Genomic DNA, 21992 nt, shown 5'->3' with positions numbered 1-21992 from the left:
CGCTGTTGAGTTCTCAAGGAACGGACACTTCCTTCGGACCGCCTTCCAGCGGGCCCTCCGGGCGCTTCGTTCTTTCGTGTTCCCAGCTTACCAGACGTTTTCCGCCCCGTTTACCGGAGGTTTTCGCATCTGAAATCTGGTGTTAACCGCCAAGTCGCGGCGACTCGGCCAACCATAGCGGGTCGCCCGCCGGAGTGCGAATCGGGGCGCTCCCGGTGTCACCCGGTCGGCGGCATGATTTGTTGCTCTCGCGAGCATATACAGCAATGGTCCCGATTCGCCAAGATGCCTGTAGAGTGCGGCGCATCGACTAAGAGGACTAGACCACTAAACGGTCGGTGAGCCGCCGGACGACGAGCCGGACTGGGTGTGGGTCTTCGCCCGGGAATGTCAGCAGATGTCCGAAGTTGACATGATTTAGGCTTCAGTCGATCGTCCTGCCGCTGCTCGCGGCCGCTCGCTGTACCGCTCACTTGGGAGGCAGAACCATGACCACTGTGACGTCGCCGCTGACCGGCAAGGTCGTCGGGCTCGCCGGCGTGCCCGACCCGGTGTTCTCCGGCGCGATGGTCGGCCCCGGCACCGCGATCGACCCGGAGCGCCGGCCGACCGAGGCGGTCGCTCCGGTGGACGGCGTCGTCGTCTCCATGCACCCGCACGCGTTCGTCGTGGTGGACGCCGAGGGCCACGGTGTACTGACCCACCTGGGGATCGACACCGTGCAGCTGAACGGCGAGGGCTTCGAGCTGCTGGTCAACAAGGGCGACACGGTGACCCGCGGTCAGGCCGTCATCAAGTGGGACCCGGCCGCCGTCGAGGCCGCGGGCAAGTCGCCCATCTCGCCGATCGTGGCGCTGGAGGCGAACGCCGACTCGCTCGGCGACCTGCGGGAGGACGGCGAGGCCGTCTCCGGCGAGGCCCTGTTCAGCTGGAGCTGACCTCTTACTTTGCACACACCCGCCCCGCAGGAGTTGTCGGGGCGGCCCGGCACACAGCGGTTCCCGGCGGGGCCGCTCCTCTCAGCGGAGACAGGTGACATGAAGAAGACGCTGCGCGGCGTGGGTGTCAGCCACGGGGTCGCGATCGGCCAGGTGCGGCACATGGGGACGGCGGTGCTGGAGCCCCCGGCCACCCAGATCCCGACCGAGGACGCCCCCCGCGAGCAGGCCCGTGCCCAGGCCGCCGTCGAGGCGGTCGCCGCGGACCTGATCGCCCGTGGCAACCTGGCCGGTGGCGAGGCGCAGGCCGTCCTGGAGGCCCAGGCGCTGATGGCTCAGGATCCGGAGCTGATGGCCGACGTGTCCCGCCGGATCGCCGTCGGCAGCAGCGCCGAGCGCGGTGTGTACGACGCCTTCGCCGCCTACCGGGCCCTGCTCGCCTCCGCCGGCGACTACCTGGCCGGGCGGGTCGCCGACCTGGACGACGTCCGCAACCGCATCGTGGCCCGGCTGCTGGGCGTGCCGATGCCGGGTGTGCCGGACAGCGACGAGCCGTACGTGCTGTTCGCGCGGGACCTGGCGCCGGCCGACACCGCGCTGCTCGACCCGACGCTGGTGCTCGGCTTCGTGACCGAGGAGGGCGGGCCGACCAGCCACAGCGCCATCCTGGCGCGGGCGTTGGGCGTGCCGGCCGTGGTCGCGCTGCCCGCCGCGACGGACGTCGCCGAGGGCACCGTCGTCGCCGTGGACGGCAGCTCCGGTGACGTGCTGCTGGACCCCTCGCAGGAGAAGCAGGACGAGCTGCGGGCGGTCGCCGCCCAGCGCAAGGCCGCGCTGGCCGCGTCCTCCGGCCCGGGGCAGACCTCCGACGGGCACCGCGTGCCGCTGCTGGCCAACGTGGGCGGCCCGGCGGACGTGCCGGCCGCGCTGGAGAACGGCGCCGAGGGCGTCGGCCTGTTCCGGACCGAGTTCCTCTTCCTGGACGACTCCGCGAAGGCGCCCACCGAGGAGAAGCAGGTCGAGGCGTATCGCAAGGTGCTGGAGGCGTTCCCGGAGGGCCGGGTCGTGGTCCGGGCGCTGGACGCGGGCGCGGACAAGCCGCTGGACTTCCTCACCCCGGCCGACGAGCCGAACCCGGCGCTGGGCGTGCGCGGTCTGCGCACCCTGCTGGAGCACCCGGAGGTGCTGCGGACGCAGCTGCGGGCGCTGGCCAGGGCCGCCGAGGGCCTGCCGGTGCACCTTGAGGTGATGGCCCCGATGGTGGCCGACCGCAAGGACGCCAAGGACTTCGCCCAGGCGTGTCGCGAGGCGGGGCTGGAGGCCAAGTTCGGCGCGATGGTGGAGATCCCGTCGGCCGCGCTGCGGGCCCGGTCGATCCTCCAGGAGGTCGAGTTCCTCTCGCTGGGGACCAACGACCTCGCGCAGTACACCTTCGCCGCCGACCGTCAGGTGGGCGCGCTGGCCCGGCTGCAGGACCCGTGGCAGCCGGCGCTGCTGGACCTGATCGCCGCGGCCGCCGAGGCGGCGCAGGCCACCGGCAAGAGCTGCGGCGTCTGCGGTGAGGCGGCCGCCGACCCGCTGCTGGCCGTGGTGCTGACCGGTCTGGGCGTCACCAGCCTCTCGATGGGCTCGGCCTCGATCCCCTACGTGCGGTCGACGCTGGCCAAGTACACGCTGGCGCAGTGCCGCCGGGCGGCCGAGGCGGCCCGGGCGACGGACAGCGCCGAGGAGGCGCGGGCCGCCGCACAGCAGGTGCTGTCGGGCGAGTAGGACAGGTGAACAGCAGGAAGGGGTGCTCCCACCGGGCCGGTGGGAGCACCCCTTCGGCGTGCCCGGTCAGGCGGGGCTCTGCCGGTCGCGGCGAAGCTGCTCGAAGAAGCGCAGGTGGTCGATGTCGTCGACGGAGCCGGGGTTGACGGCCTGCTCCAGCGGGGTGCCGGAGAGGATCCGCTTGACCGGGACCTCGATGCGCTTGCCGGTGAGGGTGTGCGGGAGGCCGCGCACCGCGATGACCTCGTCGGGGACGTGGCGCGGGGAGAGTTCGGTACGCAGCGAGGTGCGGATGCGGCCGATCAGCCCCTCGTCGAGCTCGGCGCCGGGGGCGAGGACGACGAACAGCGGCATCCAGTAGCCGCCGTCGGGCTCCTCCAGGCCGATGACCAGGGATTCGGCGATCTCGGGGAGGCGCTCGACGACCTCGTAGATGTCCGAGGAGCCCATCCGGACGCCCTGCCGGTTGAGCGTGGAGTCGGAACGGCCGTGGATGACGACGGTGCCGCGGGAGGTGACGGTGATCCAGTCACCGTGGCGCCAGACACCGGGGTACATGTCGAAGTAGCTGTCGTGGTACCGGGTGCCCTCGGGGTCGTTCCAGAAGCCGGTGGGCATGGACGGGATGGGCTTGGTGACGACGAGTTCGCCGACGGTGTCGGTGTGCGGGTGGCCCTGGACGTCCCAGGACTCGACGGCGGCGCCGAGGCAGGGGGCCTGGATCTCGCCGAGGTGGACGGGCAGGGTGGGGACGCCGCCGACGAAGCAGGAGCAGACGTCGGTGCCGCCGCTGACGGAGGCGAGCCAGACGTCCTCCTTGACCTCCTCGTAGATCCAGCGGAAGCCGTCGGGCGGGAGCGGGGAGCCGGTGGTGCCGATGCAGCGGACGGCGGAGAGGTCGAGGTCGCGGCCGGGGTGCAGCTCGGCCTTGCGGCTGGCGATCACGTAGGCGGCGGAGGTGCCGAGGACAGTGGCGCGGGTGCGGGCGGCGACCGACCAGAGGGCGCCGGTGTCGGGGTGGCCGGGGCTGCCGTCGTAGGTGACGATCGTGGCCCCGACCAGGAGGCCGGCCAGCAGGAAGTTCCACATCATCCAGCCGGTGGAGGTGTACCAGAGGAAGCGGTCCTGGGGGCCGAGGTCGAGGTGGAGGCCGGCCTGCTTGAGGTGTTCGAGCAGGATGCCGCCCTGGCTCTGGACGATGGCCTTGGGCAGGCCGGTGGTCCCGGAGGAGTAGAGCACCCAGAGCGGGTGGTCGAAGGGGACGGCCTCGTAGACCGGCTCGACGTCGTCGGCGACCAGGTCGTCCCAGTGCAGGGCGCCCTCGGGGGCGGGGGCGCCGAGCAGCGGGACGTGGACGACGGTGCGCAGGGTGGGGAGTTCGCGGCGCAGTTCGGCGACGACCTCGGTGCGGTCGTGGTCCTTGCCGCCGTAGTGGTAGCCGTCGACGGCGAAGAGGACGGCGGGTTCGATCTGCTGGAGGCGGTCCAGGACGCTGCGGGCACCGAAGTCGGGAGCGCAGCTGGTCCAGATCGCGCCGACGGCGGCGGTGGCGAGGAGGGCGACGGCGGCCTGCGGGATGTTGGGCAGGTAGGCGCTGACGCGGTCGCCGGGGCCGATGCCCCGGGCGCGCAGGGCGGCGGCCAACGAGCCGACCTGGCGGCGCAGTTCGGACCAGGTGAGGACGGCCGGCTGCTCGGTGGTCTCGTCGAGGTGCAGGACGGCCGGGCGGTCGGCGTTGGCCGGGTCCTCGGCGGCGCGCAGGGCGTGTTCGGCGTAGTTGAGGCGGGCGCCGGGGAACCAGCGGGCGCCGGGCATGGCGGGGTCGGCGAGGACGGCCTCGGGGGCCTGGGTGAAGCGGACGTCGAACCACTGGGTGATCGCGGTCCAGAAGCGGTCGAGGTCGGCGGTGGACCAGGCGTGCAGGTCGGCGTAGCGCTGGGCGGCCTGCTGGTCGTCGGCGGCCGGGGCGAGCGGGGCGGCCGGGGCGCCGTGGTGTTCGGCGGCCCAGGCCTGGAAGGCCACCAGGCTGGTGGCTGCGGCGCGAGCGGGGTTGGGGCGCCAGAGCGGTTGGTCCTGGGGTGGGGTGCTCACGGTGGTGGTCTCCCGGCCGGTGGTGGGGACGGGAGTGCTTGTGGCAGGCCCGTCCGGTTGGGCTGTCGGTGCAGACCATGCCATGCGAGCGGCCGCCGCGCCAGGGTCCGCCCGGTGGGTGCCGGGCCGGTCAGCGGCCGGAGATCCCGCCGCCGGACTCACCGCTGAACTCGCCGCCGAACCAGGAGCGGGAGACCCGGGTGTGGAAGGGGAAGGCGAGCGGGGTGTCGGGGGCGGCGAGCTGCCAGCCGTCGGTCTCGTCGGTGGGGCGCGAGGGCGGGAGTTCGGCGAGCGGACGGGCCGGGAGCAGGCCGAAGAGGCAGAGGAAGCCGCCCCTGGCGTCGGAGTCGGTGGCGACCAGGGTGATGTCGGCGGCGTCCGCCAGGATGCCGGTCTCCTCGCACAGTTCGCGCACGCACGCCTGCTGCCAGCTCTCGCCGTAGTCCACGTAGCCGCCGGGGAAGGCGAGTTGGCCGTAGCCGGGCTCGATGGTGCGGCGGATGACGACGAGGGTGGGGTCGGCGTCGGGGCGGGTGACCGGGAGGAGGGTGACCACGACGGGCAGCGGGTTGCGGTAGCTGATCTCGGCGCAGCCGGGGCAGGTGCGGGGCCAGTGGTCGGTGCCGGCCGGGTAGGGCGTGCCGCAGAAGTGGCAGTGGGAGAACGGCTGGTTGACCGCGCGTGTCGGGTCGTCAGTGGTCATGGCCGGATGGTAGCCGGGTGCGCGCGGCCGCCGTCAGCGGAGCTCGCCGTCGCGGGTGGGGCGGAGCAGGGCGGGGTGCAGGAGGCTGGCGTCGCCGGCGCGGTACGTGCGGGCCCGGGGGCCGCCGCGGGCGCCGCCGCGGGCGGTGGTGGCGCCGGTGCTCTCGACGAAGCCGGGGACGGAGAGGACCTTGCGGTGGAAGTTGCCGGGGTGGAGCTTCTCGTCCCAGACGGCCTCGTAGACGGCGCGCAGGTCGGGGATGGTGAAGTCGTAGGGCAGGAAGGCGGTGGCGAGCGGGCTGTACTCGAGTTTGGCCCGGACGCGGTCGAGGCCGTCGGCGAGGATGCGCGCGTGGTCGAAGGCGAGCGTGCGGGAGGACTGGCCGGTGGGCCCGCCGACACCACCCCCGTGGGTGTCGGCGGGCCCACCGGCGGCTCGGGGTCGGCCGCAGGGCCGTATGCCCAGGTCGAGGTCGGCGACGGGGTGCCAGGTGGCGGCCGCGGCGTCCGTGCCGGCCTGCGGGTCGGGCAGGTCGGGGGCGAAGGCGAGGTAGGCGACGGAGACGACGTGCATGCGCGGGTCTCGCTCGGGGGCGCCGTAGGTGCCGAGCTGTTCGAGGTGGACGCGGCAGAGCGCGGCCTCGACCTCGGAGCCGCCGAGCAGGCCGGTCTCCTCGGCGAGTTCGCGGGCGGCGGCCTCGTCCAGGCTCTCCTCCCCGGCGCGCAGGAAGCCGCCGGGCAGAGCCCAGCAGCCCTGGTGGGGCGGGGCGCCGCGCTGGACGAGCAGGACGTGCAGGCCGCCGTGGCGCAAGGTCAGGGCGACCACGTCGACGGTGACGGCGATCGGGGCGTAGGCGCGCGGGTCGTAGGCGGCGAGCCACTCCTGCTCACTCGCGGGCGTGGTCGGGGGCGGGGTGGACGGGTCGTCCGCTTCCATCACCGGCTCCTCTCCGCGCTCGCCGCCGTACGGGGTGCTGTCGTTCTCTGGCTGAGCACAACGTAGCGATTCCGTTCCCCGTCGGCAAATGGTTTTCCGGGTCCGCGGGGATGCCCGGCTTCTAGGCTGTGACCAGGAACGACCGCGCCCGAGGAGGCCCCATGCCCACTGCTCCCCCGCCGGACTTCGCCGCGGCGCTGGCGGCCGGTCCGCTGGTGCTGGACGGCGGGATGTCGAACCAGCTGGCGGCGGCCGGGCACGACCTCCTCGACGAGCTGTGGTCGGCGCGGCTGCTGGCGGACGCGCCGGAGGCGGTGGTGGCGGCGCACCGGGCGTACTTCGCGGCCGGTGCGGACGTCGCCATCACGGCGAGCTACCAGGCGAGCTTCGAGGGCTTCGCCCGGCGCGGAACGGGCCGGGCCCAGGCCGCGCGGCTGCTGGCGCGCAGCGTGGAGCTGGCCCGGGAGGCGGCGCGGGCCGAGCCGGGCGGGCGGCGGCGCTGGGTGGCGGCGTCGGTGGGGCCGTACGGGGCGGTGCTGGCGGACGGTTCGGAGTACCGGGGCCGGTACGGGCTGAGCACCGCGGAACTGGTGGCCTTCCACCGGCCACGGCTGGAGGCGCTGGCGGCGGCCGGGCCGGACGTGCTGGCGCTGGAGACGGTGCCGGACGCGGACGAGGCGCGGGCGCTGCTGGAGCTGGTGCGCGAGCTGGGCGTGCCGGCCTGGCTGTCGTTCAGCGTGGCGGGCGACCGGACCGGGGCGGGCCAGCCGCTGGCGGAGGCGTTCGCGCTGGCGGCCGGGGTGGACGAGGTGCTGGCGGTGGGCGTGAACTGCTGCACCCCGCAGGACGCGGACCGGGCGGTGGCGCTGGCGGCCGAGGTGACCGGCAAGCCGGTGGTGGTGTACCCGAACAGCGGGGAGGAATGGGACGCCACGCGCCGGGACTGGCGCGGCGAGCCGACGTTCCGCTCGGCCCGGGTGGGCGGCTGGCTGGCGGGCGGCGCACGGCTGGTGGGCGGCTGCTGCCGGGTGGGGCCGGACGGGATCGCCGCACTGGCGGCGGAGGTCGCGGTGCGGCGGGCGCGCTCGAGCGGCGTCGAGGAGTGAGGGACGTCCGGGGGTGAACGGCCCGGCGGGTCGGCGGGCGGGCGGAGGTTAACAAACGGCCGAGCGCGGGTTACCGAGGGGGAAGGTGCACGGACCGGCGACGGCCTGGCAGACTCGTCCCGTTACCACTGCGGTCGACAATGTCGACCGCCTGTCAGCGCGGAGGTCCCCATGCCCGGCCCGATCCAGTCGCTCTCCCGGGCCGCCGCGATCTTGCGCCTGCTGGCGGGCGGTGAGCGCCGCCTGGGCCTGTCCGAGGTCGCGACGTCGCTGGACCTCGCCAAGGGCACCGCGCACGGCATCCTGCGCACGCTCCAGCAGGAGGGGTTCGTCGAGCAGGACCCGGAGAGCGGCAAGTACCAGCTGGGCGCCGAACTGCTGCGGCTGGGGCAGAGCTACCTGGACGTGCACGAGCTGCGGGCGCGGGCGCTGGTCTGGGCGGACGACCTGGCCCGGGCGGCCGGCGAGACCGTCTACCTGGGGGTGCTGCACCAGCAGGGCGTGCTGGTCGTGCACCACGTCTTCCGGCCGGACGACACCCGGCAGGTGCTGGAGGTCGGCTCGATGCAGCCGCTGCACAGCACCGCGCTGGGCAAGGTGCTGGTGGCCTACGACCCGGTCGCGCGCGGCGAGTTGGGCGACGGGCCGTACGAGTCGTACACCCTGCGGACGCTGACCGAGGCGGCCGACGTGGACGCCGAGTGTGCGCTGATCCGCGAGCGCGGCTGGACGGACTCGATCGAGGAGACCTGGGAGGGCGTGGCCTCGATCGGCGCGCTGATCCAGGACCGGCGGCGCAACCCGGTGGGCGCGGTGTGCATCAGCGGCCCGGTGGAGCGGGTCTGCGAGGACGGCTTCGTGAAGCCGTCGCTGGTGGCCTCGGTGCGCAGCGCGGCACGGGCGATCTCCCGCGATCTGGGCGCCGGGCGCTTCTGAAACCCGAGGCCGCACCGGCGGCCACATCGTCACGCTGAGGCGCGGACGGGCATCGGCCTGTCCGCGCCTTGGCGTTTTGCCCCGGTTTGTCCCGCTCCGCTGGGTAACTTCGGGGGAAGGGTCACAGCTCCGTAACCCTGCCTTGACGTGAGGGCAACCAGGGGAGGAAGCTTCCGCATAACGGTCGACATTGTCGAACGATGGCCGGGAAGATCACTCCCCCGATGCGCTCACCCGCACAACGATCGGCCGGCCGCCCCCACCCACACCTCCGGGCCATATGGACAAGGGAGTCTTTGTGTCCGCGTTCTCCAACGGCGACGTCTTCGTCGGCGAAACCCTCGGCACCGCCGCCCTGATACTTCTCGGTGGCGGCGTCTGCGCCGCCGTGACCCTCAAGAAGTCGAAGGCCCTCAACGCCGGCTGGCTGGCGATCACCTTCGGCTGGGGCTTCGCGGTCCTGATCGCCGCGTACATCTCGGCTCCGAAGTCCGGCGCCCACCTCAACCCGGCCGTCACCGTCGCGCTCGCCATCAAGAGCGGTGACTGGAGCCAGGTGCCGCTCTACCTCGGCTCCCAGTTCCTCGGCGCGATGATCGGCGCCGTGCTGGTCTGGCTCACCTACCTCGGCCAGTTCCAGGCCAACGAGGAGCCCACCCTCGGCATCTTCTCGACCGGGCCCGAGATCCGGAACCCGATCCAGAACGTCGTCACCGAGGTCATCGGCACCTTCATCCTCTGCATGGCGATCCTCACCCTCGGCAAGAACGACGGTCTGGCCGCCGGCGGCCTCAGCACCCTGATCGTGGCCCTCACGGTCGTCGGCATCGGCCTCTCGCTGGGCGGCCCCACCGGCTACGCGATCAACCCGGTCCGCGACCTCGGCCCGCGCATCGTGCACTCGCTGCTGCCCATCCCGAACAAGGGCGGCTCCGACTGGTCGTACGCCTGGGTGCCGGTCGTCGGCCCGCTGATCGGCGGCGCACTGGCCGGCGGTCTGTACAACGCGATGTTCTGACGGGCCGGGTTCGAACCCGCCGAGCACGGGGACCGACCACTGTGTCGGGCCCACCCACCCCGTAACCCCCGAATCCTGAGCCGAGGACCCTCTGATGACCTCCACTGGCAACTACATCGCCGCGATCGACCAGGGCACCACCTCCAGCCGTTGCATCATCTTCGGCGCCGACGGCCGGATCGTCGCCGTCGACCAGCAGGAGCACCGGCAGATCTTCCCGCAGCCCGGCTACGTCGAGCACGACGCCGCCGAGATCTGGACCCGGGTGCAGTCGGTCGTCCGCGGCGCGCTGGAGAAGGCCGGCCTGACCAAGGACGACATCCGCGCGATCGGCATCACCAACCAGCGCGAGACCACCGTCCTGTGGGACAAGAACACCGGCGAGCCGGTCCACAACGCGCTGGTGTGGCAGGACACCCGCACCGAGGGCCTCTGCCGCGAACTCGGCCGCAACGTCGGCCAGGACCGCTTCCGCCGCGAGACCGGCCTCCCGCTCGCCAGCTACTTCGCCGGCCCGAAGATCCGCTGGCTGCTGGACAACGTCGAGGGCCTGCGCGAGCGCGCCGAGGCCGGCGACATCCTGTTCGGCACCATGGACACCTGGGTGATCTGGAACCTCACCGGCGGTGTCAACGGCGGCAAGCACGTCACGGACGTCACCAACGCCAGCCGCACCATGCTGATGAACCTGCACACCCTGCAGTGGGACGAGAAGATCGCCGAATCGATCGGCGTGCCGATGGCCGTCCTGCCGGAGATCCGCTCCTCCGCCGAGGTCTACGGCGAGGCCGTCGGCGACCTGGCCGGCGTCCCGGTCGCCTCCGCGCTCGGCGACCAGCAGGCCGCGCTGTTCGGCCAGACCTGCTTCGACGAGGGCGAGGCCAAGTCCACCTACGGCACCGGCACCTTCCTGCTGCTCAACACCGGCGAGAAGATCGTCAACTCGTACCACGGCCTGCTGACCACCGTCGGCTACCGGATCGGCGACCAGGCCCCGGTCTACGCCCTGGAAGGCTCGATCGCCGTCACCGGCTCGCTCGTCCAGTGGCTGCGCGACCAGCTCGGCATCATCTCCACCGCCGCCGAGATCGAGACCCTCGCCAACACCGTCGAGGACAACGGCGGCGCCTACTTCGTCCCGGCCTTCTCCGGCCTGTTCGCCCCGTACTGGCGTTCCGACGCCCGCGGCGTGATCGCCGGCCTGACCCGGTACGTCACCAAGGGCCACCTGGCCCGGGCCGTCCTGGAGGCCACCGCCTGGCAGACCCGCGAGGTCGTCGACGCCATGCAGAAGGACTCCGGCGTCGAGCTCACCGCCCTCAAGGTCGACGGCGGCATGACCAGCAACAACCTGCTCATGCAGAACATCGCCGACGTCCTGGACGCCCCGGTCGAGCGCCCGTACGTGGCCGAGACCACCGCCCTCGGCGCCGCCTACGCGGCCGGACTCGCCGTCGGCTTCTGGAACGACCTCGACACCCTGCGGGCCAACTGGCACCGCGCCGCCGAATGGACCCCGCGCATGGACGAGGCCACCCGGGAGCGCGAGTACAAGAAGTGGCTCAAGGCCGTGGAGCGCACCATGGGGTGGGTGGAGGAAGAAGAGACCGACTGACCGACAAGCCGGTCGGGGCCCCGAGCCCCGACCGGCCGCCCGCCGTTCCGGCAGCGGGTGTCACCGCGTTTCACCGGCCCGCCGCACCGGGCCGACCGGCCTCTCAGCAGAGGCCGCACCGCACACGAGAGGAGTAACGGCGCCGCCTGACCCGCGCGCCGTACACAACCACCATGGCAACCATCCCGACCCTGGGCGCCGAGCGCACCGCCGGCCACACCGCCTCCCGCGCCGAGACCCGTGAGCTGCTCGGCAAGGCCACCTACGACCTGCTGGTGATCGGGGGCGGCATCCTCGGCACGGCCGTCGCCTGGACCGCCTCCCAGGCCGGACTCAAGGTCGCCATGGTCGACGGCGGCGACTTCGCCGGCGCCACCTCCAGCGCTTCCTCCAAGCTCGTCCACGGCGGTCTGCGCTACCTGCAGACCGGCGCGGTCAAGCTCGTCGCCGAGAACCACAAGGAGCGCCGCGCGCTCGCCACCGATGTCGCGCCGCACCTGGTCAACCCGCTGACCTTCTTCGTGCCGGTCTACAAGGGCGGCCCGCACAGCGCGCCCAAGCTCGGCGCCGGCGTCTTCCTGTACTCCGCGCTGTCCGCCTTCCGCGACGGCATGGGCCGGGTCTCCACCGCCGCGCACGCCGCCCAGCAGGTGCCCGCGCTGCGCACCGAGGGACTGCGCTCGGTGGCCGTCTACGGCGACCACCAGATGAACGACTCGCGCGTCGCCGTGATGACGGTGCGCGCCGCCGTCGACGCCGGCGCCGTGGTGCTCAACCACGCCGAGGTCACCGGCCTGCGCTTCACCGCCGGCCGGGTCACCGGCGCCGAGCTGCGCGACCGCCTGGACGGCACCGAGTTCGGCATCGACGCCCGCCTGGTGCTCAACGCCACCGGCCCGTGGGTGGACCACCTGCGCAAGATGGAGGACGCCGGCGCCGCGCCGTCGATCCGCCTCTCCAAGGGCGCGCACGTCGTCGTCAAGCGCCGCTCGCCGTGGCGCGCCGCGCTGACCATCCCGATCGACAAGTACCGCGTCTCCTTCGCCATCCCGTGGGAGGACCACGTCCTGCTCGGCACCACCGACGAGGAGTACACCGGCGACCCGAAGGACGTCCGGGCCACCGAGGCGGACATCGACCAGATCATGGGCGAGGCCGCGCACGCCATCCGTGACGAGCACCTCGACCGCGACCTGATCACCTACTCCTTCGCCGGCCTGCGGGTGCTGCCCGGCGGCCCGGGCGACACCGCCGCCGCCAAGCGCGAGACGGTCGTCACCGAGGGCAAGGGCGGCATGCTGTCGGTCGCCGGCGGCAAGTGGACCACCTACCGCCACATCGGCCGCACCGTGCTGGAGAAGCTGGCGCACGTGCCCGGCACCAGCCTCGGCGAGGACATGTCCCCGATCGCGGCGACCGTGCCGCTGCCGGGCGTCGGCGCGCCGAACGCCGTCGCGCACCGGCTGCTGATCGACCGCGACCCGGGCTCCCGGATGGAGCCGCTGGTGGCCAAGCACCTGGCCAGCCACTACGGCACGCTGTCCTTCGAGATCGCCCGCATGATCGACGAGAACCCGGAGCTGGGCCGGCCGATCCACGAGGACGGCCCGGACGTCTGGGCGCAGGTCGCCTACGCGGCCGACAGCGAGTGGGCGTACACGGCGGACGACGTGCTGCGGCGCCGCACCACGATGACCGTGCGCGGGCTGGACACGCCGGAGATCCGGGACGAGGTCGAGGCCTTCCTCGCGAAGCGCGGAACCAAGTAAGCACAGCCTCGCGAAGCGCGGAACCAAGTAAGCACAGCCTCGCGAAGCGCGGAACCAAGTAGGCACAGCCTCGCGAAGCGCGGAACCAAGTAGGCACAGCCAGCTAGGCAGAGCCTCGCGAAGGGCGGGCACCCGGGTTCTCCGGGTGCCCGCCCTTCGTGCGCCCGGCTCGCGGGCGGGGTACGAAGGGCTCCCGGTCGGCCGCTCAGATCGGCGTGCCCGCCTTGATGACGTGGCGGAGGCGGCGGTCGGGGCTGCCGGGCTGAGTCCCGGTCGTCGGACACGCCCGAGGGGCGGCACCCGTACGGGTGCCGCCCCTCGGCGGATGTCGGCGGCGGCGGGCGCCGTCCGGCCTAGATGATCAGGCTGAGCGGCATGATCAGGGCGATGGCGACGACCGAGATCACCGTCTCCATCACCGACCAGGACTTCAGCGTCTGCCCGACGCTCATCCCGAAGTACTCCTTCACCAGCCAGAAGCCGGCGTCGTTGACGTGCGACAGGAAGAGCGAGCCGGCGCCGATCGCCAGGACCAGCAGGGCCGCGTGGGTGGAGGACATGTCGGCGGCGAGCGGGGCGACGATCCCGGCGGCGGTGATGGTGGCGACCGTCGCCGAGCCGGTGGCCAGGCGGATCAGCACCGCGATCAGCCAGCCGAGCAGCAGCGCCGAGATGTGCCACTTGCCGGACCACTCGCTCACCGCGTTGCCGACGCCCACGTCGATCAGGGTCTGCTTGAAGCCGCCGCCGGCGCCGACGATGAACACGATGCCGGCGATCGGGCCGAGCGACTTGCCGACGGTGTCGGAGATCCGGGCCTTGTCGAAGCCGGCCGCCTTGCCGAGGGTCAGCATGCCGAGCAGGGTCGCGGCGAGCAGCGCGATCAGCGGCGAACCGATGAAGTCGAAGACCCGCTGGGCCATCGCCTTCGGGTTGTCGACCACCACGTCGGTCAGGGCCTTGCCGAGCATCAGCACGACCGGCAGCAGGATCGTCGCCAGCACCGCGCCGAAGGACGGCGTGTGCTCGGGCTTGGTGGTCTCCTCGGGGGCGGTGGCCTTCGGGATCTCCAGCGGGCCGACCCAGCGCTCGGCCAGCCGGGAGAACAGCGGGCCGGCCACGATCAGGGTGGGCACGGCGATCAGCAGGCCGAGCGCCAGGGTGATGCCGAGGTCCGCCTTCAGGGCGTCGACGGCGACCAGCGGGCCCGGGTGCGGGGGCACCAGGCCGTGCAGCACGGACAGGCCGGCCAGCGCGGGGATGCCGATCCGCATCAGCGGCACGTTGCCGCGGCGGGCGACCAGCAGCACGATCGGGATCAGCAGGACGACGCCGACCTCGAAGAACAGCGGCAGGCCGAGGACGGCGGCGATCAGCGCCATCGCCCAGGGCAGCGCCTTGTTGCCCGACCGGGCCAGCACGGTGTCCGCGATGATGTTGGCGCCGCCGGAGTCGGCGAGCAGCTTGCCGAGCATCGCGCCCAGCCCGATCAGCAGGCCGACGCCGGCCACGGTGGAACCGAAGCCCGTGGAGAAGCTGTTGAGCAGCTTGTCGAACGGGGCGCCCGCGACGGCGGCCAGCAGGCCGGAGCCGAGCGTGAGGGCGAGGAAGGGGTGCAGCTTCAGCTTGGTGATCAGTAGGACGATCACACCGATGCTGAGCAGGACCGCGATCAGCAGTTGGGAGTCGCTGCTGGTGTGCGGCAGGGCCGGTGGGGCGGCCGCGAGCAGAGTGGGGGCAATACTCACGCGAGGTCTCCATTGACCGGCCGCAGCAGCGCCACGGCCATCTCGACGAGTTCTTCGGGGGACGGACCGACGTCCAGGACGGCGCCGCGCTCGTGCGCGCCCAGGGGTTCCAGGGCGGCGTACTGCGAGTCGAGCAGCGACGGCGGCATGAAGTGGCCGGTGCGGTGGGCGAGCCGGTCCTCGACCAGCTCGTGACCGCCGCTGAGGTGCAGGAAGTAGGCACCCGGGCAGGCCGCGCGCAGGGTGTCGCGGTAGCGGTGCTTCAGCGCCGAGCAGGTGACCACGCCGCCGGTGCCGTCCTCGGCCCGCTCCTTGAGCCAGGCGCCGAGGGCGCGCAGCCAGGGGGCGCGGTCCTCGTCGTCCAGCGGGATGCCGGCCGACATCTTGGCGATGTTGGCCGCCGGGTGGAAGTCGTCCGCCTCCGCGTAGGGGAGGTCGAGGCGTTCGGCCAGCAGGCGGGCCAGGGTGGTCTTGCCGACACCGGAGACGCCCATCACCACGATGGTGAGAGGAGTGTCCGGGAGGTCGTGGTTCTCGACGCTGAGAGCCATGGGTGGTGCTCCTTCGTTGCCTGGCCGCCACTATCGCCTCAAAGATATGACGTATTCAAGTGGCGGAAACCAAATCGTCATACTTTTGGACTGTGGGGTAGATCGCAGGGCGCAGGACCCGGTACGCGCCGGTGGTGGTGGCGGGGTGGGCGTCTACGCTGGGCGGATGGAGATCCAGGGGCTGCCCGGTCGGCTGCTTGACGAGCTCGGGCCGGCGATCGCGTCGGGGGAGATTCCCGAGGGCGCGGTGCTGCGCGGCGAGGAGCTGGAGGAGCGGTTCGGGGTGTCCCGGACGGTCGTCCGGGAGGCGGTGCGGATCCTGGAGGGGATGCGCCTGGTGGCGTCCCGGCGGCGGGTCGGGATCACCGTGCAGCCCAGGTCGCTCTGGGACGTCTTCGACCCGCTGGTGATCCGCTGGCGGCTGGCCGGCGCGGACCGCTCGGCCCAGCTGCGCTCGCTCGGCTCGCTGCGGGTGGCCGTCGAGCCGGCCGCGGCCGCGCTCGCCGCGGTGCACGCGAGCGACGACGACCGGCGCCAACTCGGCTCTCTGGCCGTGGAGTTGACCGTCTCGGCGCGGGCCGCCGACCTCACCACCTTCCTCCGGCACGACATCGACTTCCACGCCACCGTGCTGCGCGCCTCCGGCAACGAGATGTTCGCCCACCTCGGCGACACCGTGGGGGCGGTGCTCACCGGGCGGACCGAGTACCATCTGATGCCCCATCAGCCGGAGCCGTACGCGATCCGGCTGCACCGCGAAGTCGCCGACGCGATCTGCGCGGGGGACGCCGTCCAGGCCGAGCAGGCCATGCGGACGATCGTGGCGGGCGCCCTGGAGGAGCTCAACCAGCAGTTGGGCTGACCTCCCCCGGCGGCGGGCCGCCCGCTGCCTGCTGCCCGGATCACGCGCTTTGACGGCAGTTCGGTGGATTCGGACGCATAGTCCTGGTTCGACGGGGCAGAGTGAGGCGAGGGGGCGCTTTTCGCGTGCGCCCGTCCCGTGTCCGCCGCCGAGTCCGCGCCTGGGGGTCGATCGATGTCCGTGCCACGCCGCCGTCGCCGCCTGCCCGACGAGGTGCGCGCCGCCGCCGTCCGGGCGGTGCTCTGCCTGTCCTTCACCCTGGTCGGCGTGGTCGTCGCCACGCTCGCCTCGTACGCGGACAGCTGGCTGATGACGCCGGCGCTGATGGCGATGGGGCTCGGGGTGTTCGGCACGATGTGGTGCCTGCTGGAGATCCTGATCTCGCGCCAGGTCGCCGCCCAGCGGCAGCGCGCGCCCGGCTCCGCGCACCCGATGGCGGGCAGCCGGGCGCCCGACCCGCTGGCCGCCCGGCCGCTCCCCCGCCCCGGCGGGCCGCAGCGTCAGCCGCGGCTGCCGGCCGCGTAGGACACCCGCGGCCGGCGCCGCGGGTCAGTCCTCCGGGACGGCCCGGTAGTGGGTGGTGAGCCGGCCCGTGTCGTCCAGGACGTGGAAGGCGAGCATCGGCGGCTGGGTGAAGGAGATGCCGGGCCCGCCCTCGCAGGGCAGCGTGACGGTGGAGACCACCCCCGGGGCGACCAGCAGGGGCAGTCCGGCGAAGGTGGTGGCGGCGCCGGTGTGGGAGTGGCCGCAGAGCAGGCCGGCCACCCGCGGGTGCCGGGCCAGCACCGCGCCGAGCGCCTCCTCGCCGAACTGGCGGATCGGGTCGACGTTCGGCAGGTGCAGGACGGCCGGCGGGTGGTGGAAGGCCACCAGCGCGGGCAGGTCGGCGCGGCCGGCCGCCAGTTCGGCGTCCAGCCAGGCCAGCGTCTCCTCGTCCAGCAGGCCGTCGTCGCGGCCCGGGATCGAGGAGTCCAGCATCAGCACGTCGGCGCCGGGCAGTTGGTGCAGCCGGTTGGCCGGGCCGTCCACGGGGGCCTCGCCGAGCAGCACCTCCCGGTAGGGCGCCCGGCGGTCGTGGTTGCCGGGGCAAGTGAGCACCGGGTACCGGGAGTCCAGCACCTTGGCCACCTGCTCGTACTCGGCGGCCAGGCCGTGGTCGGCGAGGTCCCCGGTGACGAGCACGGCGTCCAGCGGGCCGGGCAGGGCGTCGAGGTACGCCATCACCTGCCCGGCCCGCCGCAGGGCGCGCCTGCCGCCGTCCCGGCGGTGCTCCTGCCCGAGGTGGATGTCACTGAAGTGCGCGATCGTCAGCATGGACGCCACGCTAGTCAGTTGCGGACTGCACCGGAACCTCGGCCGGACGCTTGAACATCCGGGTGGCGGTGATCTCGCCGTGGATGGCCGGGCCGTCCGGGTCCTGCGGGGCGGGCAGGCCGGGGCGCAGGTGCTCCTCGACCGAGATGTACTTGAGGCCCGCCCGCAGGTCGGCGTCGTTGCGCAGCCGGATGACCAGCGGGAACTCGGCGAGCGCGGTGGTGTCGAACAGACCGGTGGTGTAGATCAGTTGGACGCCGAGCGCATCGGCCACGGCCCGCTGGAGCTCCAGCAGGTAGGTGGCGTTCGCGCGGCCGATCGGGTTGTCCAGGAACAGCGTGCCGGCGTGCCGCAGCTGGGACTGGCCGCGGTCGTTGGCGCGCAGCGCGGCCATCGTACAGTACAGCGCGATGGCGGCGGTGAGCAGTTGGCCGCCGGAGAAGACGTCGGACATCTGGCCGACGCCGACCCGCTCGGCGCGCAGCACCGCGTCCGGCTTGAGGATCTCGACGCTGACGCCCTTCGGGCCGATCGCGGCGGCGACCCCGCGCAGCAGCAGGGACATGCCGTCGCGGCGCAGGTCGCTGTTCTTGCGGACGGCGGCGCGGGTGGCCTCGTCGATGACCTCGCCGAGGCGCTCGACCAGGGTGGCGTGGTCCGGGTCCTCGAAGCGGATCCGCAGGAACTCCTGGCCGGACCACTCCCCCAGGCCCTCGGGCAGCCGGGAGAGCCGCTGGGCGGCGCGCAGGGTGGTGAGCGAGGACTCGACCAGGCCACGCAGGCGGTCGACGATCGAGCCGCGGTTGCGCTCCAGCTGGGCGAGTTCGTCGGTCAGCACGCGCAGCCGGGGCGCGAAGGCGGCGGCCCAGGCGGCGGCGTGCTCGGGCAGCGCGGCGGCGGGCAGTTCGCGGATCTGCTGGCGGGCGGGGGTGCGGACGGCCTCGTAGCGGGCGGCGTTGGCGTGCCGGACGAGGGCGTCGGAGGCGTCGCGGACGGCGAGTTCGGCGGAGGACAGCTCGCCGGCGGCGGTGCGCAGGGCGCGGCGGGCCTCGGCGGCGGTGCCGCGCGCCTCCGGCAGCGAGCCGAGGTAGGGCTCGACGGACTGGCCGTCGTCCTCCTGCTGCTCGCGCAGGCCGTCGCGCAGCTGGCCGGCGAGTTCGTCGAAGTCGGCGGCGGCCGACTGGGCGGCGTCGAAGGTGCGTTGCAGGTCGGCGTGCGCGGTGCGGGCGGCGTCCAGGGCCTCCCGGCGCTCGGCGAGCCGGCTGGTGGCGGTGCGCAGCAGGACCTGGGCGTGCTCGGGGTCGGCGGGGACGAGGTCCTCGGGCAGTTCGGTGTGCGCCTCGCCGTCGGCGGGGGCGGAGCGCTCGGCCTCGCCGCGCAGGCGTCCGAGCTGCTCGCTGGCGGCGGCGGAGCGGGCCTCGATGGTGGCGACCAGGTCCTCGGCGCGGGCGGCCGCGGCCTGGCGGGCCGGGCCGTCGGCGCCGTCGGGGCTGCCGAGGAGTTCCTCGGCGCGGGAGCGGACCTTGTTGGTGAGGCGGTCGAGTTCGGTCGCGGCGGCGGCCTCGTCGCCCTCGGCGCGGGCCTGCTCGGCGCGCAGGTCGGCGCCGACGCCGACCTTCTCGTACAGCTGGGAGGCGGCGCGGTAGGCCTCGCGCAGGGCGGGCAGTGCGGCGGGGGCGGTCTCGGAGGGCTCGTCGGCCTGTTCGGCGGCGGGGATCTCGGCGCGTTCGGCGCGCACGGTACGGGCGGTGCGGCGGGCGTCGTCGGCGGCGCGCTGGGCGGCGCGGCGGTCCTCGTCGCAGGTGCGGGCGCGTTCGGCGCAGACGGCCTGGCGGCGGTCGCACTCGGCGGCGTCCTCGGCGAGTTCGCGCTGGCGGCGGGCCCAGTTGGCGCGCTCGCGCAGCCGGAAGGCGAGGCCGGAGAGGGCGTCGGCGCGGCGGCGGGCGCGCTGGGCGGCCTCGCGGTGCTCCTCGTGGGCGGCGGCCGCGGCGGCGTGGTCGGTCTCGGCCTCGTCGTGGTCGGCGCGCAGGGTGGCCAGGGCGGCGGCGGCCTGCTCGGCGTGCTCGCGGGCGGCCTCGGCGGCGGCGGCGAGTTCGGCGAGGGTGCCGGGCGGGCAGCTGGCGTGCCAGGAGGCGAGGCGGGCGGCGAGGGCGCGGTCGGCACCGAGGCGGGCGGCGAGTTCGCGGATGTGCTCCTCGCGGGCGCCCGCCCGGGCGCGCAGTTCGCGGCGCTCGTCGTCGGCGGCGGACTCGTCGTGCATGGCCGGGTTCGGCGGCACCAGGAAGAACGCGGGCTGGTCGGTGATCGGGGCGATCAGGGAGGCGGCGGCGCCGACGGCGACGGTGGAGCGGGGCAGCAGGGCGGCGGCCTGCAAGGCCTCGCGGGCCCGCTCCAGCGAGGCGGGGTCGGTGACGACGACGCCGTCGACGAGTTCGGGGCGGGCGGCGAGGATCGCCTCGTGGTCGGCCGGGTCGACGGACTGGGCGAGGTAGCGCCAGCCCGGCAGGGCGGGGATGCCGTGCTCGGCGAGGTACTCGACGGTGGCCAGGACGTCCGGGCCGGGCGGCAGCAGTCCGCCGTCGCCGAGGGCGGCGAGGATGCGGGAGTCGTCGGCGGCGGCGGTGCGCAGGTCGAACAGGGTGCGTTCGGCCGTGGCGATGGACTCGTCGAGGAGTTCGCGCAGGTACTCGGCGTTGCGGTCGAGGACGGCGGGGGTGAGGAAGCCGGCGTCCTCCTCGGCCCCCGACCCGTCGTCGCTCCAGTCGGTGGGTGCGGGGGTCAGGGAGAGCAGGTCGGAGAGGCGCTGCTCGGTGGCGAGCAGGGCGGCGGTGCGCTGCTCGGCGGCGAGGGCCCGGGCGGCGGCCGTGCGGGCGTCGCCGGCGCGCTCGGCGGCGAGTTCGGCGCGGCCGGTGGCGGCGGCGGCCTCGCGCAGCCTGGCGGCGCAGGCCTCGGCGGTCGTACGGGCCTGGGCGAGGGCGGCGCCGGCGGCCTTCTCGACGTCGGCGGCGTGCAGGGCGGCGCGGGCCGGGTCGACGTCGCCGTCGGCGTCGATGAAGCCGGCCTCGACGGCGGCGGCGGTCTCCTGCTCGACCTCGGCGAGGCGCTGGCGCAGGTGGTCGACCTCGCTGCGGGCCTTCTGGGCGGCGGTGGCGGCCTCGGTGGCGTCGGACTGGGCCTTGGCGCCGTCGTCCTGGAGCTCGCCGGCGCGCTGCTCCTCGGTGTCGGCGCGGGCCTCGGCGGCCGCGGCGGCGGCCTCCAGGGCGCGGGCCAGGGCGGTGGCGGCGCGGGCGCGGGCGGCGAGCGCGGGGGCGGCGTCGAGTTCGGCCTCGCGGATGGCGGCGGCGACCCGGGTGACCCGGTCGGCGGCGGCGCGCTGGCGCAGGACGGTCTCGGCGGCCTGCCAGGCAGCGTGCAGGGTGCGGGCGTCGATGAGTTCGCGGCGCAGCGCGGCGGCCTCGGCGGTGGCCGCCGCGAGGCCCAGGGTGGCGTGCCGGTGGGTGAGTTCGGCGGTGATGAGGGTGTGCCGGGTGCGGTCGGCCTCGGCGGCGGTGACGGCGCCCGCGGCGGCGGCGACCTCGATGGCGAGGTCCTGGGCGCGGTCGCGTTCGGCGGCGGCGCGGGAGGTGAGGGCGTGGGCGAGGCGGCGGGTGCGGCGTTCGGCGGTGCGGTGGGCCTCGCGGACGCTCTCGCGGGCGCCGGTGGCCTCGACGATGCGTTCCAGCAGGTCGAGGGAGCCGGCGGTGAAGTCGCGTTCGGCGGTGAGTTCGGCGCGGCGGCCGAGCTTGGCGGCGAAGCCGTGGACGAGGTCGGCGAGGCCGTCGGTGTCCCGGGTGTCGGTGACGGCGCGCAGCAGCAGGTCGGTGAAGTCACTGTCGTGCTTGACCGCGAAGAGGCCGGCGGCCTCGCCCTCGTCGGCGTTCATCTCGCGCTGGTAGCGGAAGAGTTCGGGGTCGAGGCCGAGTTCGCCGAGGTGCTCGGTCCAGCGGTCGTGGCCGTCCTCGAAGACCAGGTCGAGGTGCGGGTGGGCCTTGCCGGCCTCGGTGAGGGCGTCGCGGAAGCCCTTCATGGTGCGGCGGCGGCCTCGGGCCTTCTGGTCGCCGGCCAGGCTGATCCGTTCGGCGACCGGCAGCGAGTCCAGGGTGAGGCCGGGGCCGGGGCGGAAGGAGTACCAGGTCTCGGCGAACTTGCGCGGGTCGGAGGAGACCTGGCGGCCGCGCCACTCGCTGACCTTGCCGACCACGATCAGCTCGCCGGTGACGGTGTGCTGCCACTCCAGCGCGACGTGGCCGCAGTCGTCGGCGAGCAGGAACTTGCGCAGCACGCCGGAGCTGGCGCCGCCGAGGGTGTTGCGGTGGCCGGGGAGCATCACCGAGAAGATCAGCTTGAGCAGGACGGACTTGCCGCCGCCGTTCTCCAGGAAGAGCACGCCGGCCGGGGCGGGGCGGCGGACCGGGCCCTCGGCGTCCTCGCCGAACAGGCCGATCTGCTGCGGGGCCGGGTCGGCGACGGGCTCGCCGACGCCGCGCAGGTCGAGCACCGTGTCGGCGTAGCGGGCGCCGGCCGGTCCGATCGAGTAGAGGCGGACCCGGTTGAGCTCGTACATGTGCGGCGGTTCTCCGTGGCTGGGGGGTGGTC

General features: G+C 73.8%; 16 protein-coding genes. 9 read left to right on the top strand and 7 right to left on the bottom strand.

The genetic code is table 11. The features are described 5' to 3' along the window. The first annotated feature begins 488 nt into the window (after positions 1–488). Positions 489–938 (top strand): PTS glucose transporter subunit IIA, encoded by a 450-nt coding sequence (locus AB0O19_RS32935; protein ID WP_363586840.1) that lies wholly within the window; start codon positions 489–491, stop codon positions 936–938. A gap of 99 nt (positions 939–1037) precedes the next feature. Then, positions 1038–2708: a phosphoenolpyruvate--protein phosphotransferase gene (gene ptsP / locus AB0O19_RS32930; RefSeq protein WP_363586841.1), complete on the top strand. Its 1671-nt coding sequence runs from the start codon at positions 1038–1040 to the stop codon at positions 2706–2708. A 66-nt stretch (positions 2709–2774) separates the two neighbouring features. Here the strand turns inward: ptsP and AB0O19_RS32925 are convergent, their stop codons facing one another. The 3 genes from AB0O19_RS32925 to AB0O19_RS32915 form a co-directional block, all read right to left on the bottom strand. Further along, positions 2775–4799, bottom strand: a complete 2025-nt coding sequence (locus tag AB0O19_RS32925) for an acetoacetate--CoA ligase (protein ID WP_363624839.1) — start codon at positions 4797–4799, stop codon at positions 2775–2777. A gap of 130 nt (positions 4800–4929) precedes the next feature. Next, complete coding sequence (locus AB0O19_RS32920; RefSeq protein ID WP_363624838.1) at positions 4930–5502, bottom strand: NUDIX domain-containing protein; 573 nt, start codon at positions 5500–5502, stop codon at positions 4930–4932. 33 nt (positions 5503–5535) lie between these two features. After that, positions 5536–6438 carry an NUDIX domain-containing protein gene (locus AB0O19_RS32915; RefSeq protein WP_363624836.1) on the bottom strand — a complete coding sequence of 301 codons (903 nt, stop codon included), beginning with the start codon at positions 6436–6438 and terminating at the stop codon, positions 5536–5538. Between the two features lie 161 nt (positions 6439–6599). Here AB0O19_RS32915 and mmuM point away from each other — a divergent pair, with 161 nt between their 5' ends. The 5 genes from mmuM to AB0O19_RS32890 all read left to right on the top strand — a co-directional run bounded on the left by mmuM (position 6600) and on the right by AB0O19_RS32890 (position 12882). Then, on the top strand, positions 6600–7544 hold the full coding sequence (mmuM, locus tag AB0O19_RS32910) for a homocysteine S-methyltransferase (protein ID WP_363624834.1): 945 nt from the start codon (positions 6600–6602) through the stop codon (positions 7542–7544). A 171-nt stretch (positions 7545–7715) separates the two neighbouring features. Continuing rightward, positions 7716–8480, top strand: coding sequence for an IclR family transcriptional regulator (locus tag AB0O19_RS32905; RefSeq protein ID WP_363586846.1), 765 nt, complete (start codon positions 7716–7718; stop codon positions 8478–8480). 298 nt (positions 8481–8778) lie between these two features. Then, complete coding sequence (locus AB0O19_RS32900; protein WP_363586847.1) at positions 8779–9498, top strand: MIP/aquaporin family protein; 720 nt, start codon at positions 8779–8781, stop codon at positions 9496–9498. A gap of 94 nt (positions 9499–9592) precedes the next feature. Beyond that, on the top strand, positions 9593–11113 hold the full coding sequence (glpK, locus tag AB0O19_RS32895) for a glycerol kinase GlpK (protein ID WP_363586848.1): 1521 nt from the start codon (positions 9593–9595) through the stop codon (positions 11111–11113). A gap of 173 nt (positions 11114–11286) precedes the next feature. Continuing rightward, on the top strand, positions 11287–12882 hold the full coding sequence (locus tag AB0O19_RS32890; protein ID WP_363586849.1) for a glycerol-3-phosphate dehydrogenase/oxidase: 1596 nt from the start codon (positions 11287–11289) through the stop codon (positions 12880–12882). A gap of 353 nt (positions 12883–13235) precedes the next feature. On the opposite strand, the gene AB0O19_RS32885 is transcribed toward AB0O19_RS32890, so the two are convergent. Continuing rightward, positions 13236–14624 (bottom strand): gluconate:H+ symporter, encoded by a 1389-nt coding sequence (locus tag AB0O19_RS32885; RefSeq protein WP_363624848.1) that lies wholly within the window; start codon positions 14622–14624, stop codon positions 13236–13238. 2 nt (positions 14625–14626) lie between these two features. Continuing rightward, positions 14627–15181: a gluconokinase gene (locus tag AB0O19_RS32880; RefSeq protein WP_350884259.1), complete on the bottom strand. Its 555-nt coding sequence runs from the start codon at positions 15179–15181 to the stop codon at positions 14627–14629. 166 nt (positions 15182–15347) lie between these two features. Between AB0O19_RS32880 and AB0O19_RS32875 the strand changes: the two genes are divergently transcribed. Beyond that, entirely contained in the window at positions 15348–16043 is a 696-nt protein-coding gene (locus AB0O19_RS32875; RefSeq protein WP_063350185.1) for an FCD domain-containing protein, read from the top strand. A 174-nt stretch (positions 16044–16217) separates the two neighbouring features. Then, complete coding sequence (locus AB0O19_RS32870; RefSeq protein ID WP_350884255.1) at positions 16218–16568, top strand: hypothetical protein; 351 nt, start codon at positions 16218–16220, stop codon at positions 16566–16568. A 24-nt stretch (positions 16569–16592) separates the two neighbouring features. Here the strand turns inward: AB0O19_RS32870 and AB0O19_RS32865 are convergent, their stop codons facing one another. Both AB0O19_RS32865 and AB0O19_RS32860 read right to left on the bottom strand, forming a co-directional pair. Next, a complete protein-coding gene (locus AB0O19_RS32865; RefSeq protein ID WP_363624832.1) occupies positions 16593–17357 on the bottom strand; it encodes a metallophosphoesterase in 765 nt (254 codons plus the stop codon). Positions 17358–17367: 10 nt separating this feature from the next. Then, on the bottom strand, positions 17368–21960 hold the full coding sequence (locus AB0O19_RS32860; RefSeq protein ID WP_363624830.1) for a hypothetical protein: 4593 nt from the start codon (positions 21958–21960) through the stop codon (positions 17368–17370). Positions 21961–21992 lie beyond the last annotated feature (32 nt).

The sequence above is a fragment of the Kitasatospora sp. NPDC091276 genome, assembly GCF_040684355.1.
Taxonomy (GTDB): domain Bacteria; phylum Actinomycetota; class Actinomycetes; order Streptomycetales; family Streptomycetaceae; genus Kitasatospora.
This window is presented reverse-complemented; position numbering and strand designations above follow the sequence as displayed.

Coding starts and splice junctions, on each gene's coding strand:
- AB0O19_RS32890 (WP_363586849.1), top strand. CDS start 11,287: ATGGCAACCATCCCGACCCTGGGCGCCGAGCGCACCGCCGGCCACACC.
- AB0O19_RS32905 (WP_363586846.1), top strand. CDS start 7,716: ATGCCCGGCCCGATCCAGTCGCTCTCCCGGGCCGCCGCGATCTTGCGC.
- AB0O19_RS32935 (WP_363586840.1), top strand. CDS start 489: ATGACCACTGTGACGTCGCCGCTGACCGGCAAGGTCGTCGGGCTCGCC.
- mmuM (WP_363624834.1), top strand. CDS start 6,600: ATGCCCACTGCTCCCCCGCCGGACTTCGCCGCGGCGCTGGCGGCCGGT.
- glpK (WP_363586848.1), top strand. CDS start 9,593: ATGACCTCCACTGGCAACTACATCGCCGCGATCGACCAGGGCACCACC.
- ptsP (WP_363586841.1), top strand. CDS start 1,038: ATGAAGAAGACGCTGCGCGGCGTGGGTGTCAGCCACGGGGTCGCGATC.
- AB0O19_RS32875 (WP_063350185.1), top strand. CDS start 15,348: ATGGAGATCCAGGGGCTGCCCGGTCGGCTGCTTGACGAGCTCGGGCCG.
- AB0O19_RS32880 (WP_350884259.1), bottom strand. CDS start 15,181: ATGGCTCTCAGCGTCGAGAACCACGACCTCCCGGACACTCCTCTCACC.
- AB0O19_RS32860 (WP_363624830.1), bottom strand. CDS start 21,960: ATGTACGAGCTCAACCGGGTCCGCCTCTACTCGATCGGACCGGCCGGC.
- AB0O19_RS32915 (WP_363624836.1), bottom strand. CDS start 6,438: ATGGAAGCGGACGACCCGTCCACCCCGCCCCCGACCACGCCCGCGAGT.
- AB0O19_RS32865 (WP_363624832.1), bottom strand. CDS start 17,357: ATGCTGACGATCGCGCACTTCAGTGACATCCACCTCGGGCAGGAGCAC.
- AB0O19_RS32920 (WP_363624838.1), bottom strand. CDS start 5,502: ATGACCACTGACGACCCGACACGCGCGGTCAACCAGCCGTTCTCCCAC.
- AB0O19_RS32870 (WP_350884255.1), top strand. CDS start 16,218: ATGTCCGTGCCACGCCGCCGTCGCCGCCTGCCCGACGAGGTGCGCGCC.